The following is a 15839-nucleotide window of genomic DNA, read 5'->3' on the forward strand; positions in this document are numbered from 1 at the left end:
CCCTGCCGCCACAGATTCTCGATCACCAACCGCAAATCCGCCGTCAGCACATGAGCCCTCGCCACCCGCGACCCCTCTCAACCAGCCAGCACCAAGAAGGTCAACGACCCACTTGCACCGACCGGTTGAGAGGAAGCCGAAAGGCCCGGACATTCGCGCAAGATCGTCGCAAACCCCTGCTGACGCGGCCAGCGGGACGGAGGCGGTGGCGGGACGGGTGAGGGCGGAAGGGTGGGGCTACTCGGAGGGCGGTAGCGGGACCTTCGGGGTGGCCAGGACCGCGAGCAGCACCAGGACCGATACGACGGTGACCCCGAGGAAGACGTGGTGGGTCGCTCGCGCCATGGCGGCCGGCGACGATCCGTCCCGCAGTACCGCGTTGGCGATCGCCCCGAACACCGCGACCCCCACCGCGCTCCCGACCGATCGGCTGAACATGTTGGTGCCGGTGACCACTCCGCGTTCCGCCCAGCCGACCGTCGTCTGGAGGCCGACCAGGGTGGGCGAGGCGGTGAAGCCGAGGCCCGCGCCCACGACGAAGCACGCGACGCCCACGGCCACCACTGTGGAGGATCCGGTCAGCAGGGCCGTCAGTACGCATCCCACGACGGTCAGCGCGGCGCCGATCACGGCCGTCGTCCGGAAGCCGAAGCGCATGAAGACGCGGCCGGACTGGGAGGCGGTGATCGGCCAGCCGATGGTGAGGGTCGCGAGCGCGAAGCCGGCGACGAGCGGGCCGGTGCCGAGGGCCTCCTGGACGAAGGTCGGCACGTAGGAGGTCAGGCCGATGAGCACCGCGCCGATGCCCAGGGAGACGAGGCTGCTGGTGACGATCACCCGGCGCCGGAAGACCCACAGCGGCAGGACCGGCTCGGCGGCGCGGCGTTCGGCGTACACGAAGGCGATCAGGAGCACGATGCCGGCCGCCGGTACGCCGATGCCCGCCGCCGACGCCCAGGACCAGGCTTCGCCGCCTTCGAGGAGGCCGAGGATGAGTAGCGTGCAGCCGCCCGTCAGCAGGCCCGCGCCCACGTAGTCGAGGGTGTGGCGGCTGCGGACGATCCGTTCCCGGAAGTTGCGCAGCAGGGTCAGGCCGGCGACGAGGCACAGCGGGATGTTGACGAAGAAGATCCAGCGCCAGCTCGCGTACTCGGAGAAGACGCCGCCCAGGGTGGGGCCGATGACCGCGGACATGGCCCAGACGCTGGCCATGTAGCCCTGGAACCGGCCGCGCTCGGCCACGGAGTAGATGTCGCCGGCGATGGTGAGGCTCATCGGCTGGATCGCCCCGGCGCCGATGCCCTGCAGCGCGCGGAACGCGATGAGCGCGCCCATCGTCCACGCGAAGCCGCACAGGATGGAGCCGAGCAGGAACAGGCCGATGCCGAAGAGCATGACCGGCTTGCGCCCGAACAGGTCGGCGAGCTTGCTGTACACCGGCACCGACACGGCCTGGGCCAGCAGGTACACGGAGAACAGCCAGGGGAACTGCGCGAAGCCGCCGAGGTCCGCGACGACCGACGGGACGGCCGTGGCGATGATCGTCGAGTCGATGGCGACCAGGCCGACCGAGAGCATGAGCGCGATGAGGATCGGGCCGCGCTCGGAGCGGAAGCCCACGCCGTCGCGCGGCCGGGAGGTCTCGCGATCCGACTCGGGCTCCGCCAGCGTCATGCACGAAATCCTAGTCGCCCCTTACGGGGGAAGATCTACCTGTCGCCTACCTGACCGTCTACCGGCCGCGCCGGCGCTCCAGGGCGTCGCGTGCCGCCGCCCGGGCCTTCGGAATGACCTGCTCCTGCATCTTCTGGCTGCGCAGCAGCTTGGTGAGGTAGAACAGCGCCCCGCCGAGCACGGCCATGTCGTCGAGGTAGATCGGGTCGGGCAGGATGTCGATCGGGAAGATCGTGTAGGCCAGGGCGCCCCAGAACGCCACCTTGCCGCCGGTGCCGGCCGCACCGAGCGCCCGTTTGACGCCGACCAGCCGGACGATGAGGCGGATCGCGCCGATCAGCGTGACGACGGCGACGAGCGCGGCGATCACGCCGAGCACGATCCAGGCTTGCCGCGACATCCGGTCCCTTTCCCGATCTTGAGAAGAACCCCAACACTCAGGCAGCAAGATACCCACCGCGTACGACGAATAATCTGGGACGGTGGACCCGCTCGCCGCTCGCGCAACCGCAGCCGCACGCATGAAGGCCCAAGGGCTCAGCTCACCGTCGGGCGACGGACTCGCGGTCGTCCGCCGGCTCGTCGGCCTGCAGGCTCAGGATCATTGGATCGCCCAGTACGCCGTACGCACTCGGGCCCGTTCCGGCCGGCTGGCGGACGTCGGGATCGCGTGGACCATGCGCGGGACGCTGCACCTGGTGGCGGCCGAGGATCTGCACTGGCTCGTCGACCTGCTCGGCCCCCGCCACGCGGCCGGGTACGCCGGCCGGCGCGCCCGGCTCGGCCTGACCGACGCTCTGCTGCGCACGGGCGTACGCGCCCTCGTCGACCGGTTGCCGGCCACGCGGGACGAGCTGCTGGCGGTGGCCGCCGAGGTGGGCGTCCCGGCCGGGCAGGCACGGGCGCACCTGCTCGCGTACGCGGGGATGACCGGGGAGCTCTGCCAGATCGACGGGGAGTTCCGGCGTATCCCGGCCGGCCGGAAGGTGCCCGACGACCTGGCCGGTGAGCTGGGCCGCCGCTACCTCACCGGGTACGGGCCGGCCTCCGCCGAGGACTTCGCCGCCTGGTCGGGCCTGCCGCTGACGGTGGCCCGGAAGGCGTTGCCGGATCAGGCCTCCACAAAGGACTCCGCGAAGGACGATGCGTCGCCGGTGCCCGGGGTGAAGCTGCTCGGCCACTTCGACCCCTACCTGCTCGGCTACCGTGACCGGACCTTCGCGCTCCCCGCCGCGTACGCCGGGAAGGTGCAGCGGGGTGGCGGTTTCCTGCAGCCGGTCGTGCTGGTCGACGGCATGGTGGCCGGCACCTGGACGCGTACGCAGGGCACGGGCAGGCGCAAGGGCGAGATGACGGTGAGCGTCGACGCCTGGGCGGACGTGCCGGCGGCCGGGCTGGCGGCGGAGGTCGAGGATCTCAACCGGGACTGGTGGCGGAGCTGACCCGGCGCCACGCGCCCGCGGCGAACACGCTCGCGGCGTAGGTGTGGGCCTGTTCGGGGCCGTCGAACCAGCGGGTCACCTGGCGGCCGCCGGGCTCGCGCAGGCGGATCTCCCAGGCGCCGAGATGGTTCGTGGTGATGTGCAGTTCGAGTGCCGTGCCGTCGACGTCGCCGGCCCACCGGCCGACCCGCCGGTGCTCGGCGATCTGTTGCGGCGTCCTGACGTCGTCTCGCCCAGAGTCTCGCCCGAAGTGTCGCCCAAAGCCCATGGGACGCAGCCTAGAAAACGGGCATGGCGGGGGGTCAAGGCTGACGCGCCGGACTGTCGGATGCCCGCCGTCTCCGTCACGATCTTGAACCCCCACGATCCCGCGGGAAGACGCCCATGATCCCGTTTGGATCAGCGATCGCCACGTAATCTTGGCCCAAGATTCGGGTGATTTCCCTGATCCAAACGGGATCGTGGCGAGCGCGGAGGTGTCCCTCAGCCGCGGCGGCGGCGCGACCCGACGGCCTGGGTCGCGGCGGTCCCGCCGAACGCCGGGCGCATCGTCTCCTCCGCCGCGGCCCGCTCGGCCTGCTGGCGGGCGAGGAACGCGCGGGCGGCGGTGTCGTCCTCCTTCGGCTCGGACAGCAGCGCGTAGAACAGCGCGACCACCACGAGGACGACGAGGACGATGATCGGCAGCAGCATGGTGCCGGCCGTGGCGCCCGACTGATCGTGCGAGACCGGCGACGGGGTCACCGAGACGGCCGCCATGCCGGTGAAGTGCATGCCGCACACGGCGAGGCCCATGAGCAGGGCGGACGCGAAGATGACGCCCGGCTTCGAGACGACGACGGTGAACCAGAGCGCCGCCGTGGCCGCGGCGACCGCGATCACGACGGAGGCGATCACGAGATTGCGCGCGTACGTGACGGTGCCGTCGACACGCAGCGCGGCCATGCCCATGTAGTGCATGGACGCCACGCCGATGCCGGTGAAGAAGCCGCCGAAGATCACCCGCGGTACGCTCGGCCGCCCCAGGCCGACGATGAACACGCCGATGCCGACCACCGCGACGGCCATGACCGCGCTGGCGATCGTGAGCGGCACGTTGAACAGGACCGGGGAGTTCGTGCCTTCGAGGCCGAAGCCGAGCATGGCGATGAAGTGCATCGTCCAGATGGCCGTCCCGCCGATCGCCCAGGCGGCGAGCAGCAGCCAGCCGGCGCGGCGTACGCCCGGCGGCAGCTTGCGTGCCCGCGCGGTGCAGGTGAGGCCGAGCAGGGAGCCGAGAACCGAGAGCGTGTACGCGAGGATCGGGGTGATCGGCCCATACGCGAAGTGATGGACGCCGTGCATGAGGACTGCTCCTACCTGGGCCGATCGTCATGACGGCCCGAGGCACGGTAGCAGCTTGATCGGCTTCGTCGCCTCAGCCGATCAGGCATCTGACCAGGGACTATCTACGTAGAACCAGGTCATCCGACCGAGGTGTAAGCAAGAACACCGCGGTTGATCAGGTTGATCGCCTGCCGGGCGGCGGTACGCACACCGTCCGGCGTACCGGCGGCCTCACCGATCTGGCCCAGCAGATCGACCACCTGGCGCGCCCAGCGTACGAAGTCGCCGGCGGGCAGCTCACTGTCCAGTCCGGCCACACTGGCCAGCACCTTCGCCAGCGGCTCGCCGCGCGCCCAGCGGTAGATCGGCCACACGAAACCGAGATCCGGCTCCCGCGTGAGGGCCAGGCCGTGCTCGCGCTCGTCCACCACCAGACCGTGGTAGAGGCGCAGCACCTCCTCGATCGCCTCGGTCACCGGCCCGCGCGGCAGTGCCGCCCGGTCCTCGGACTCCCGGCGCGCCTCGTAGACCATCACGGACACCGTCGCCGCGAGCTCCGCCGGGCCCAGCCCGTCGAAGACCTCGTTGCGCAGGCACTCGGCCACCAGCAGGTCCGCCTCGGTCCAGATCCGGGCCAGCATCCGGCCCGCGTCGGTCACGCCGCCGCCGTGCAGCGCCTTCGTGTCCGGCGCCAGGTAGCCACGCGCCGCCAGCAGGGCGCAGACCCGATCGAAGGTACGCGCGAGCGACCCCGTCCGGCTGGCGACCTTCTCCCGCATCTGGTCGGTGTCGCGTTCGAGCCGGTGCCGCCGCTCGGCCCAGCGGGCGTGGTCCTCCCGCTCGGGGCAGGCGTGGCAGGGGTGCTTGCGCATCTCGTGGCGCAGCCGCAGGATCTCCTCGTCCTCGCCGCTGTTGGACTTGGCCCGGCCCCGGCGCCCGCCCCGGCCGTGTTCCAGGCCCAGGGCGGCCATGCCCGCCGCGAGGTCCCGGCGCTCGGCGGGGTTGCGGTGGTTGACGTGCTTCGGCAGGCGCAGGTGGCCGAGCACCTCGACCGCGGCCGGGAACTCCCCGGCGGCCAGCCGGCCCGCCCAGCGGTCCTCGGTGATGACGAGCGGACGCGGCTCGCCGAACCCGCCGACGCCGGGATCGAGGACGAGGGCCAGCCCCGCCCGGCGCCCCGACGGTACGCGGATCACGTCGCCCGGCTTGAGCGCCTCCAGCGACCGGGCAACCTCGGCCCGGCGGTGCTGCTGCGACTGGCGGGCCAGGTGCCGCTCGCGGTCGGCGATGGCCACCCGGAGCGCGAAGTACTCGGCGAAGTCGCCGAGGTGGCAGGTGGCCTCCCGGCCGAACTGGTCCATCGTCTCGATGTTGCGCTGCACCTGGCGCGCGACGCCGACGACCGAACGGTCGGCCTGGAACTGCGCGAACGACGATTCCAGCAGGTCGCGGGCGCGGTCGGCGCCGACGGAGCCGACCAGGTTGACGGCCATGTTGTAGGACGGCCGGAAGCTCGACCGCAGCGGATACGTACGCGTCGACGCGAGCCCGGCCACGTGCCGCGGGTCCACGTCGGGGCCCCACACCACGACGGCGTGCCCCTCGACGTCGATCCCCCGGCGCCCGGCGCGGCCGGTGAGCTGGGTGTACTCCCCCGGCGTCAAGTCCACATGGGCCTCGCCGTTGTACTTGACCAGGCGTTCCAGGACGACGCAGCGGGCCGGCATGTTGATGCCCAGGGACAGCGTCTCGGTGGCGAAGACCGCCTTCACCAGGCCCTGGACGAACAGCTCCTCGACGATCTCCTTGAACAGCGGCAGCAGGCCCGCGTGGTGGGCGGCCAGGCCGCGCTCCAGGCCGTCGAGCCACTCCCAGTAGCCGAGCGCGCCGAGGTCCTCCCCGGGCACGGAGGCCATCCGCCGCTCGACGATGTCGCGGATCTGGGCCCGCTCGTCCGGGCTGGTCAGCCGCAGGCCGGCCTGCAGGCACTGCTGGACGGCGGCGTCGCAGCCGGCCCGGCTGAAGATGAAGACGATCGCGGGCAGCAGGCCCTCGCGGTCGAGCCGGTCGACGATCTCCGGCCGGTGCACCAGCTGCCGGCGGCCGCGCTGGCCGCGGCCGCGCCCGTCGCCCGCGTCCATCCGGCGGCCCACCTCGCGGGTGTGGCGCAGCAGTTCGGGATGCACCTCGTGGGACCGGGCCGCCTCGGCGTCGTGGAACAGGTCGAACATCCGCTTGCCGACCAGCATGTGCTGCCACAGCGGGACCGGCCGGTGCTCGCTCACCACGACCTCGGTCTGGCCGCGCACGGTGACGAGCCAGTCGGCGAACTCCTCGGCGTTGGACACGGTGGCCGACAGCGAGACCAGGTTCACCGTCTCGGGCAGGTGGATGATCACCTCTTCCCAGACCGCGCCGCGGAACCGGTCGGCGAGGTAGTGCACCTCGTCCATGACCACATAGGACAGTCCGGCGAGGGCGGACGAGCCCGCGTAGAGCATGTTGCGCAGCACCTCGGTGGTCATGACCACCACGGGCGCGTCGCCGTTGATCGCGTTGTCGCCGGTGAGCAGGCCGACCTTGGCCGCGCCGTGCACCTGCACCAGGTCGTGGAACTTCTGGTTGGACAGCGCCTTGATCGGGGTGGTGTAGAAGCACTTGCGGCCCTCGCGCAGGGCCAGCTGCACCGCGAACTCCCCGACGACGGTCTTGCCCGCCCCGGTGGGCGCGCACACCAGGACACCGGAGCCCCGCTCCAACGCCTCGCAGGCGCGCTGCTGGAAGTCGTCCAGCTGGAACTCGAGTCCGGCGGTGAAGTCGGCCAGCGCCGGGAAGGCGGACCGGCGCCGCGACGCCGCGTACCGCTCGGACGGGCTCGGCTGCTCGGTGAGGCTCGGCTGCTCGGTGAGGCTCGGCGGCTCGCTGAAGCTCGGCCGCTCGGACGGGCTCGGCCGCTCGGTGCGGCTGGGCCGCTCTGCGGGGCTGGGCGGCTCGCCGGGGCTCGTCATGAGTCGAGCCTAGTTCCTGGGGCCGACACTATGCACCAAGGTATCCACGGCAACGCAGGTCCGCGCGGCGTGGACGGTATCGTGCACTGGTGCCTGTAACGCCCGATCGCCGCCTCGACGCCGTGCTCTTCGACTTCCACGGCACCCTCGCGATGACGCAGGATCCGGTCACCTGGGTCGGCGCCGCGCTGGTGGATCTCGGCGTGGCGCTGGACCGCGGCAGGCTCACCGTGCTCGCCGACCGCCTCGCCACGGCGGGCGGGCTGCCCGGTATCACCCGTGACATCCGGATCCCGCCGCACCTCGCCGAGGTGTGGGCCGACCGCGACCTGTCCGAGTACGCGCACCGCGCCGCGTACGTGGGACTGGCCCGGACGGTGCAGACGGACCACGAGGGGCTGGCCGAGGCGGTCTACGAGCGGATCCTGGCGCCCGAGGGCTGGGTGGTCTACCCCGACGCCGTCCCGACGATCAAGGCGCTGCTGGCCGCCGGGGTCGCCGTCGGCGTGATCTCCAACATCGGCTTCGACATCCGCCCGCTGCTGCATGCCTGGGGGCTCGGCGACCTGCCGGCGATCCTGTCGTACGAGGTCGGCCTGATCAAGCCGGACCAGAAGATCTTCTACCGGGCCTGCGCGATGCTCGGCGCGGAGCCGGAACGCACCCTCATGGTCGGCGACACGCCGGCCGACGCCGGTGCGGTCTACGCCGGCCTGCGCTCGCTCATCGTGCCCGCGGCGAACCCCGGCACCGCGAACGGCCTGAGCGCCGCCCTGCACCTGGCCTTCCCGTCGATGGAGTGACGCACCGTCCGGCTGCTCGCTGCTCGGCTGCTCACTGCTCGGCTGCTCACTGTTCGACAGCTCACCGGCGGGTCCGCGTCTTGGCGCTGCGCAGCGCCTCGGCGAACGACGGCAGCAGCCCGCGTACGCGAGGGTGGCCGCGGACGCGGTTGAGGGCCCGGTAGAGGCTGCGCAGATCCGCCCGGGCGGTGGCCGAGTCGACCCCGTTGATCACGGCGAGCACGGGTTCGGCGATCGCGCACGCCGCTTCCAGCTCGTCCAGGCAGGCCGTGGACAGCGCCAGCCGCGCCCCGAACCGCGCTCGTACGCGGTGCGAGTCCGGGCTGACGTTCGCGTACTCCACCGCGAGGGCGTCGGCGGCCTCCCGGTAGCGGCCCAGCTCGTGCAGGGTCCACGCGGTCACGAAGGCCATGTTGCCGGGTGCTGAGCTGCCGAGGGGGATCCCGCATTCGGCGGTGGCGGCGAGTTCGCGCGCCCGGTCGAGCGCTCCCAGGGCGGCGGTCTCGTCGCCGGCCAGCGCGTACCCCTGCGCTTCGCGCTGGGTGGCCAGCTCGCGCAGCCGCCGGCTCGCCCGCGGCGTCTGCGCCCGTTGCGCGTACGCGAGCACGTCGGCGAAGTTCTCCTGGTAGAGGGCCAGTTCGGCGTGGCGTACGAGGGCGTAGGTCACGAGTTCCTCGTCGCCGGCGGCCCGGGCGAGCGCCACGGACTGATCCGTCCACCAGGCGGCCGCCCGGTCGTCCCCGCTCTCCTGCGCCATCCAGCCGATGTACTCGACCAGGCGGGCGGCCAGCCGGAAGCCGTCCTCCCGGTCGCGGCCGGCGGCGGCGAGGGCGGCCGCGCGTACCGTGTTGGCCTGCGGGACGAGCAGCTGGATCATCGCGGCCGGCGGCAGCACCTGGCCCATCCGGCGGGCCTCGGCGAGCAGGCCGCCGAAGACCGCCATGCCGCCGGGCGGCGGAGCCGAGATCGGGGCGCCGACCGACCACGCGACGGTACTGTCCTGTTCGGACGGATCGCGGGCTGTGAACTCCAGGTGCCCGTCGGCCGCCAGCCGCAGGGTCCACTGGTCGCCGAGTCCGGACGGTGCCGACCCCGCCGACGGCCCCGCGGCCGAGGCGGGCACCATGCTGACCAGCTCGCCGCGCAGGCCGAGCACGCCTTCCAGCCGCTTCGCCAGGTCGGCGCTCGGCTGCTTGGCACCGGCCTCCACATTGCCCAGATGGCCCTTGCTGTAGCGGACCAGTTCGGCGAGGCGCCCCAGGCTGACCCCGGCCCGCGTACGCGCGAGTCGCAGCCGCCCGCCGAACGTGGCCGGCGACTCGGCGACCGGCGGCACGGCGGCACGGCGTGGCTCGTTTCCCGTCACAGGACTCACGGTAGGCGGCTTATGGCGGTGGCAAGCATCAACCATCCGTCATCGCCCGTCCGGGCGACTCATTCGCATGCGACGATCTTGTCGGCGCCGAACCTCGGCCGCGAAGATGCCCGCGGCCGGCCGGGAGGATTCAGCCCAGAAGGGTCAGCGCCCCCGGTACCGCCGTGATCGTGACCGGCAGGGCGAACGCGGGTTCCCCGTCGGCGTACGCGGTGATGCCCGGGCTCTCGACGGTGATCGTCCGGCCCCGGCGGCTGTGGACGGCCGGATGCTCGACGTGCGTTCCGGCGTACACCCGGGGCTTGATCCGCATGAGGGTGAGGCGCGAGACGCGTACGGCGTAGACGAGGTCGAGCAGGCCGTCGTGCGGGTCGGCGGCCGGGCAGATCCGCATGCCGCCGCCGTAGCGGGCGGTGTTGCCGACGGCGGCGAGCACGCCCTCGAACTCCAAGGTCTCGCCCTCCCCTGTGCCATCGCCCGTGCCACCGTCGATCGTGATCCGGTAGGGGCGGGCCCTCAGCCGGGCCAGCTCCAGCAGGATGGCGAGGTCGTAGCGGCGCGGGCCGCGGGGGAAGCGCATCCGGTTGGCCAGGTCGTTGACCAAAGTGTCGAACCCGAGCCCGGTCACCCCCGCCGACCAGCGCACGCCGGCCGCGGCCTCGATGCGGGCGAGGTCCACCGCGCGCGTGCGGCCGGTGGCGATCGCGCGCGCCGCGGCCACCGGGTCCGCGGGCAGGCCCAGGCAGGCGGCCACGTCGTTGCCCGTGCCGGCCGGCACGATGCCCAGCGCCACACCCGTCCCGGCCACCGCCTGCAACGCGAGGTTCATCGTGCCGTCCCCGCCCACGGCGACCAGGGCGTCCGCGCCGTCGGCGACGGCGGCCGCACACGCCTGTCGCGCCTCCTCGGGGGTACGCGCGGTCAGCCGCTCGGCACCCGGCCCCAGAGCCGCCAGGACACCGTCGATCGCGCCGGCCTGCCGTCCACGGCCCGCCGACGGGTTGACCAGCACCGCGATGCGTTCCACTCGTCCGCCATCCCTGTCGTAGGGAGCCATCCCTGTCGTAGTGGAGTGAGTATGCACTCCGCGTGACGGGAAGGAAATCAGCCCGCACCACCGGTGGTGATGCGGGCTGATGCGTCGTGCTGGACCGGCTGTCGTGCGGGACCGGCCTACGTCATGTCGTCCCAGCGGTCACGCCGCTCCTCGACCGGTGTCGGCGCCTGGACCGGGGCCGGCGCGGCGATCGGCTCGGAGGCCTCGATCTTGTCCGGGTGGTAGTCCAGTTCCGAGACCTCGTCGTCGTCGAGGTCGCCGTACTCCTTGCTGCGCTTGCGGGCCCGGCGCTTGTCGTTGATGAGCGCGACGGCGACGGCCAGGAAGTACAGCAGGGACAGGCAGGTCGCCAGCAGCGTCATGCCGAACGGGCTCGGGTCGGGGGTCACGATCGCCGCGAACGCGAAGCAGACGAAGATGACGACCCGCCACCAGCCGAGCATGCGCTTGCCCGTGGCCACTCCCGCGAAGTTCAGCAGCAGCAGCAGCACCGGGAACTCGAACGAGAGCCCGAACAGCAGCACCAGGTTCGTGACGAACGAGATGTAGCTGGTCACCTCGAGGGCCTGCGGTGTCGTGACACCGAACTCCAGGATGAAGTGCAGGCTCTTCGGCAGGACGGCGCCCGCGAGCGTCGCGCCCAGGATGAACAGCGGGCCGGCGATGCCGCCGAAGGCGTAGGCCCACCGGCGCTCGTGCTTGTGCAGGCCCGGCGCGATGAACGCCCACAGCTGGTACAGCCAGACCGGCGCCGAGACGACGAGCCCCGCCCAGAGCGACAGCTTCAACTTGATCATGACACCGTCGGTGGCGCTCAGCTGCAGGAAGGCACACTTGCCGTCGCCGCTCAGGTTGAGGTCACAGTACGGGATCTGGATGAAGTCGAAGAGCTTCTGCGAGAAGTAGAAGCCGATCGCGAACCCGATGAGGACCGCGATGCTCGCCCGGAACAACCGGGTACGCAGCTCCCGGATGTGCTCGACGAGAGTCATCGAGCCGTCGGAGGCGCGTTGGAACTGCGTCGGCTGTTTGCGCCGACGTGCCGGGGTAGTCACGCCGGACTGGCTCAGCGGTCGGCGACGCGCTGCACCGGGTCGACGACAGGCTGCTGCACGTCACCGGCGAGCGGCTGGCGCGCGGCCTGAGCATCGGCCTTCTCGGCGAGGTTGCTTTCGGCCTTCTCGTCTTCCATCAGACCCTTGGTCTCGGCCTTCATGATCCGCATCGAACGGCCCAGCGAGCGGGCGGCGTCAGGCAGCCGCTTCGAGCCGAAGATGACCACGATCACAACAACCAGCAGGATGATGTGCCACGGCTTGAGGGCGCCCATGTCGTGCTCCAATTTGATCAAGTTGAGGGGCGTGTCGGGCCCCATCCTACGTGCGTTTCTCCGGATCGCCACGTCCACCTGTGACGGCGGCACCTCCGGCGGATGAAGTGTTGATGATCCGGCGCACCCCCGTCAACCAGCCGTTTGTTCCTTTTTGCGGGCCTTCGCGGTAATGGTTGTGATCCGCGCCTGAGTGATCGCAATTTTCGCCTGCAATATTTCGGCTTCTTCGCGCAACCCGTCTGCGCGCTCGCCGATTTTCTGGGCCTCGATCAATCGTCGCTGCAGATCGATCTGGACCCGCTGCAGAGCGGGCAGCCGGCGCAGAACGGCCCGGACCGCCAGTCCCGGTACGAGAAGGCTCACGACGACAACGGCCAGCACAATCCACCCGATCACGCGAGAAACGTACCGCACACCCGGCCGGACTTCCCGGCAAGCGGGGTCGGGGCCGTGGCACCGTCACGCGTACGCGGCGAGGGTCTCCAGGATGGCGGCGCGCACCGAGTCGGCCAGTTCGGCCGGGGCGACGACCTCGGCGCCCGGGCTCAGGCCCAGCACGAACCGCCGAGCCCAGTCCAGGTCGCTGACCCGCAGGGTGACCAGCCACTCCTCGGGCGTGATCTCCTCCACCCGGTCGACCGGGTAGTACTCGGTGATCCAGCGGTCGCCGCGGCCGATCCGGACCGTCACCGAGGGCAGCTCCGGGGCCGGGCGGAAGACGCGGGAGATCTCCGCGGCCGTGCGCGCCTGCGGCGGCGGGCAGGCGGCCTCGTCCAGCTCGGTCAGGGCGTCGATGCGGTCCACCCGGAACATGCGTACGCCCTGGGAGCGGCGGCACCAGGCCTCCACATAGGAGCGCCCCTCGGCGATGATCACGCGCAACGGGTCGACGACGCGCTCGGAGGTCTCGTCGCGGGTCGCGGAGTAATAGGTGATGCGCAGCGCGTGCCCGCTCTCCACCGCGGCCCGCACCGTGGCCAGGCGGTCGTCGCCGCCCGGGGACTGCACGGCGATGGGCGCGTCGGCGTACTCGCCGGCGGCATTCTCGATCTTGGCGAGCGCCCGCTGGATCGCGTCCCGCTGGGCGATCCCGGGCGTCTCGGCGAGCATCCGCAGGGCCACCACCAGGGCGGTCGCCTCGTCCGGGGTCAGCCTCAGCGGCCGGTCGATGCCGGCGTCGTAGGTGATCGTCACCCGGTCGCCGTCGAAGGCCATGTCGATCAGGTCGCCGGGGCCGTAGCCGGGCAGCCCGCACACCCAGAGCAGTTCCAGGTCGTCGCGCAGCTGCGCCTCGGTCGCGCCGAGGTCGGCGGCCGCCTGCGCGATCGGCACACCCGGCCGCGACAGCAGATAGGGCACGAGGTTCAGCAACCGCGCCAGGCGCTCGGCCGACGTCGTGGCCGGTCGGCCGCTCGGAGTCGCCGTCACGCCGCGACCTCCTCCCGCTCCCGGGACGGTGCCACCGTGGGGACCGCTGCCGGGACCGCCGCAGGGGTCGCTGCCGGGGCAGTCTGTGCCGCGGCCGCGCGGGCGGCCGACGCCGGGCCGGCCGCGACACCGGCCATCTCACGCAGCCGGGCCACCAGGGCGTCACGGACCTCGGCGGGTTCGAGCACGGTCACGTCCGGGCCGTACTTCACGAGCCAGCCGGCCAGGCCGTGCGGCTCCGCGTAACGCAGGGTCAGGATGTCGCCGTCCGGCGTGGCCTCGACCGCCTCGGCCCAGCGGCGTACGCCGGCGGCCCGTCCCGCGCGAGCCAGCACCCGGGCGGACCGGGACCGGTCGACGGGGCCGGACCAGCTGGCCACGTGGCTCATGAGGTCGAGGTCGGCGGGCGGGGTGAAGGCGCCCGGCGCGCCGGTCAGCCGGACCGAGCCGACGATGCGCGACAGCCGGAAGCAGCGCGCGGCGCCGCGGTCGGTGTCGTGGCCGACCACGTACCAGCGGCCGCGCCAGCAGACGACGCCCCACGGCTGCAGGTGGCGGGTGCTCGACTTGTCGTCCTCCGGCACCCGGTACGCGAACACGACCGCCCGCCGCTCGCGGGCGGCGGTGGCCAGCGGCGTGAAGGCGGGGTCGACGGCGACGACGGGTTCGATGCCGAGGGTGGCCTGCTCGTCGACCTCGATGCCGCCCGCGCGCAGCTTGGCGAGGCCGGAGCTGGCGGCGGCGGCGAGGCCGGCGTGGCGCCAGAGCCGGGCGGCGACGCCGACGGCGGCGGCCTCGTCGGGCGCGAGCGGGATCTCCGGCAGGCCGTAGTCACGCCGTGCGATGCGGTAGCCGGGCTCGGCGTCGAAGATGCTGGCGGTCCCGATCTCCAGCGGTACGCCCAGCTCGCGCAGCTCGGCCTTGTCCCGCTCGAACTTGCGTTGGAAAGCCTCGTGTTCACGCAGGTCGTCGGGGTCGTGCTCGTAGCCGGGGACGGTCGCGGCGATCTGGGCAGCCGTGAGGAACCTGCGGGTGGACAGCAGGCAGATCACCAAGTTGACGAGTCGTTCGGTCCGGCTGCGTGACACGGTGCAACGCTAGCAGCGTCCGCCGTTCCCGTCGCGCCCGGCTCGGCCACGGATCGTACGGATGTTCGGATCGGCCGCCCGCCGAATCCGCCATATGCGTTCTTTTGCCGACAATCGCCGCGACAATTACGCTGTGGCGATGTCCCCCGAAAGCGCGGACGCGAAACCGCCCGCCGCCGGCTCCGGCGCGGAACCGGCCGGCACTCCGGAGCCGGGTAACGCCGCCAAGCCGGGCAGTCCGGGCAGTCCGGGCAGCATCGCCGCGAAGCCGGGCAGCATCGCGAAGCCGGGCAGTATCGCGGCCCGGTCGCCCGCCGGCGGCGACGGGGCGAAGCCCGAGAGCCTCCGCACAGTGATCATCGCCGGGCTGGCCAACCTGGGGATCGCCGTGGCGAAGGCGGCAGCCGGGCTGTTCACGGGCTCCTCGGCGATGCTGTCCGAGGCCGCGCACTCGTTCGCCGACACGATCACCGAGGTGCTGCTGTTCACCGCGCTGCGGCAGGGCGACCGCGAACCCGACGACCAGCACCCCTTCGGCTACGGCAAGGCCACCTACGTCTGGGCGTTCCTCGCCGCGCTGTTCACGTTCGTCGGCGGCGCGGGATTCGCGATCTGGCACGGCGTGACGACGCTGATCGCGGGCGAGGACCTGTCCGACATCTGGATCAACTACATCGTGCTCGCGGTCTCCTTCGTGCTGGAGGGCACGTCCCTGCGCAACGCGCTCGGCCAGGTGCGCTCCGGCGCCCGCCGGTTTCGCATCCGCGGCCGCGTGTACCTGCGCCACACGCCCAACACGACGCTGACCGCCGTGACGCTGGAGGACTCGGCGGCCCTCGTCGGTCTCGTGCTGGCCGCCGCCGGCCTCGGCCTGTCCCAGCTCACGGGCTCACCGGTGTGGGACGCGATCGCCTCGATGGCGATCGGCGTACTGCTGTTCGGGGTGGCGGCGACGCTCACCACGCTGAACGTCTCCCTGCTCATCGGCCGGTCGGTGCCGGAGAGCCTGCGCGAGCGGATCCGCGACGACCTGCTCGGCATACCGGAGATCGCCGCCGTCCCCCGGCTGCTCACCATGGAACTCGGGCCGGGCACGCTGCTCGTCGCGGCCAAGGCCGACTTCGTCGACGAGATCACCGCCGCCCGGGTGGAGGCCGCCGCCGACGAGGCCGAGCGCCGGCTGCGCGAACGCTACGAGGGCATCCGCTACGTGTTCCTCGACCCGACCGGGCGGCCGCCGGGCGGGTTCACCGGCGGCGTACCGGGTGCGCCGCCCGAGGGGTCCTGAACGATCCGGTTACTGTG

Annotated in this window: 15 protein-coding genes; 3 read left to right on the forward strand and 12 right to left on the reverse strand. The window is 72.1% G+C overall.

Translation table 11 applies throughout. The annotated features are described in order from the left end of the window. Window positions 1-237 precede the first annotated feature (237 nt). Together G401_RS0141960 and G401_RS52050 are read right to left on the reverse strand one after the other, a co-directional pair. Window positions 238-1674 (reverse strand): MDR family MFS transporter, encoded by a 1437-nt coding sequence (locus G401_RS0141960; RefSeq protein WP_051368017.1) that lies wholly within the window; start codon window positions 1672-1674, stop codon window positions 238-240. A gap of 58 nt (window positions 1675-1732) precedes the next feature. After that, on the reverse strand, window positions 1733-2074 hold the full coding sequence (locus tag G401_RS52050) for a YkvA family protein (RefSeq protein WP_051368018.1): 342 nt from the start codon (window positions 2072-2074) through the stop codon (window positions 1733-1735). Window positions 2075-2156: 82 nt separating this feature from the next. On the opposite strand from G401_RS52050, the gene G401_RS0141970 reads away from it, so the two are divergent. Next, window positions 2157-3116, forward strand: a complete 960-nt coding sequence (locus tag G401_RS0141970; RefSeq protein ID WP_027347214.1) for a winged helix DNA-binding domain-containing protein — start codon at window positions 2157-2159, stop codon at window positions 3114-3116. Here the strand turns inward: G401_RS0141970 and G401_RS0141975 are convergent. From G401_RS0141975 to G401_RS0141985, 3 genes are all read right to left on the reverse strand, one after another. Next, window positions 3091-3384 carry a hypothetical protein gene (locus G401_RS0141975; RefSeq protein ID WP_027347215.1) on the reverse strand — a complete coding sequence of 98 codons (294 nt, stop codon included), beginning with the start codon at window positions 3382-3384 and terminating at the stop codon, window positions 3091-3093. The genes G401_RS0141970 and G401_RS0141975 overlap by 26 nt on opposite strands. A gap of 215 nt (window positions 3385-3599) precedes the next feature. Further along, window positions 3600-4460: an MHYT domain-containing protein gene (locus G401_RS52055; RefSeq protein WP_051368020.1), complete on the reverse strand. Its 861-nt coding sequence runs from the start codon at window positions 4458-4460 to the stop codon at window positions 3600-3602. A 119-nt stretch (window positions 4461-4579) separates the two neighbouring features. Next, complete coding sequence (locus G401_RS0141985) at window positions 4580-7450, reverse strand: DEAD/DEAH box helicase (RefSeq protein WP_084558192.1); 2871 nt, start codon at window positions 7448-7450, stop codon at window positions 4580-4582. Between the two features lie 89 nt (window positions 7451-7539). Here G401_RS0141985 and G401_RS0141990 point away from each other — a divergent pair, with 89 nt between their 5' ends. Next, on the forward strand, window positions 7540-8253 hold the full coding sequence (locus G401_RS0141990) for an HAD family hydrolase (RefSeq protein ID WP_034594842.1): 714 nt from the start codon (window positions 7540-7542) through the stop codon (window positions 8251-8253). A 61-nt stretch (window positions 8254-8314) separates the two neighbouring features. On the opposite strand, the gene G401_RS52060 is transcribed toward G401_RS0141990, so the two are convergent. From G401_RS52060 to G401_RS52070, 7 genes are all read right to left on the reverse strand, one after another. Continuing rightward, window positions 8315-9619 (reverse strand): helix-turn-helix domain-containing protein, encoded by a 1305-nt coding sequence (locus G401_RS52060; protein WP_169734315.1) that lies wholly within the window; start codon window positions 9617-9619, stop codon window positions 8315-8317. Between the two features lie 139 nt (window positions 9620-9758). Then, the gene (locus G401_RS0142000; protein ID WP_027347218.1) at window positions 9759-10685 is read right to left on the reverse strand and encodes a diacylglycerol kinase family protein; all 927 of its coding nucleotides are present in this window, start codon (window positions 10683-10685) and stop codon (window positions 9759-9761) included. A gap of 116 nt (window positions 10686-10801) precedes the next feature. Next, entirely contained in the window at window positions 10802-11677 is an 876-nt protein-coding gene (gene tatC, locus G401_RS0142005) for a twin-arginine translocase subunit TatC (protein ID WP_051368022.1), read from the reverse strand. Window positions 11678-11751: 74 nt separating this feature from the next. Further along, window positions 11752-12015 carry a Sec-independent protein translocase subunit TatA gene (tatA, locus tag G401_RS0142010; RefSeq protein ID WP_027347220.1) on the reverse strand — a complete coding sequence of 88 codons (264 nt, stop codon included), beginning with the start codon at window positions 12013-12015 and terminating at the stop codon, window positions 11752-11754. 132 nt (window positions 12016-12147) lie between these two features. Continuing rightward, window positions 12148-12414, reverse strand: a complete 267-nt coding sequence (locus tag G401_RS0142015; protein WP_027347221.1) for a hypothetical protein — start codon at window positions 12412-12414, stop codon at window positions 12148-12150. A gap of 63 nt (window positions 12415-12477) precedes the next feature. Further along, window positions 12478-13446, reverse strand: a complete 969-nt coding sequence (locus G401_RS52065) for a helix-turn-helix transcriptional regulator (protein WP_034594875.1) — start codon at window positions 13444-13446, stop codon at window positions 12478-12480. Continuing rightward, entirely contained in the window at window positions 13443-14534 is a 1092-nt protein-coding gene (locus G401_RS52070; RefSeq protein ID WP_084558194.1) for a helix-turn-helix transcriptional regulator, read from the reverse strand. The genes G401_RS52065 and G401_RS52070 overlap by 4 nt, the downstream gene beginning before the upstream one ends. 139 nt (window positions 14535-14673) lie before the next feature. Between G401_RS52070 and G401_RS52075 the strand changes: the two genes are divergently transcribed. After that, window positions 14674-15822 carry a cation diffusion facilitator family transporter gene (locus G401_RS52075; RefSeq protein WP_084558204.1) on the forward strand — a complete coding sequence of 383 codons (1149 nt, stop codon included), beginning with the start codon at window positions 14674-14676 and terminating at the stop codon, window positions 15820-15822. Window positions 15823-15839: the final 17 nt, after the last annotated feature.

It is taken from the genome of Hamadaea tsunoensis DSM 44101, from assembly GCF_000428945.1.
Classification (GTDB): Bacteria; Actinomycetota; Actinomycetes; order Mycobacteriales; family Micromonosporaceae; genus Hamadaea; species Hamadaea tsunoensis.

What these genes read in the sequence shown, in the direction of transcription:
- G401_RS52075 (WP_084558204.1), top strand. Translation starts at nt 14,674, where the DNA reads ATGTCCCCCGAAAGCGCGGACGCGAAACCGCCCGCCGCCGGCTCCGGC.
- G401_RS0142000 (WP_027347218.1), bottom strand. Translation starts at nt 10,685, where the DNA reads ATGGCTCCCTACGACAGGGATGGCGGACGAGTGGAACGCATCGCGGTG.
- G401_RS0141985 (WP_084558192.1), bottom strand. Translation starts at nt 7,450, where the DNA reads ATGACGAGCCCCGGCGAGCCGCCCAGCCCCGCAGAGCGGCCCAGCCGC.
- tatC (WP_051368022.1), bottom strand. Translation starts at nt 11,677, where the DNA reads ATGACTCTCGTCGAGCACATCCGGGAGCTGCGTACCCGGTTGTTCCGG.
- G401_RS52050 (WP_051368018.1), bottom strand. Translation starts at nt 2,074, where the DNA reads ATGTCGCGGCAAGCCTGGATCGTGCTCGGCGTGATCGCCGCGCTCGTC.
- G401_RS52055 (WP_051368020.1), bottom strand. Translation starts at nt 4,460, where the DNA reads ATGCACGGCGTCCATCACTTCGCGTATGGGCCGATCACCCCGATCCTC.
- G401_RS0141975 (WP_027347215.1), bottom strand. Translation starts at nt 3,384, where the DNA reads ATGGGCTTTGGGCGACACTTCGGGCGAGACTCTGGGCGAGACGACGTC.
- G401_RS0141960 (WP_051368017.1), bottom strand. Translation starts at nt 1,674, where the DNA reads ATGACGCTGGCGGAGCCCGAGTCGGATCGCGAGACCTCCCGGCCGCGC.
- tatA (WP_027347220.1), bottom strand. Translation starts at nt 12,015, where the DNA reads ATGGGCGCCCTCAAGCCGTGGCACATCATCCTGCTGGTTGTTGTGATC.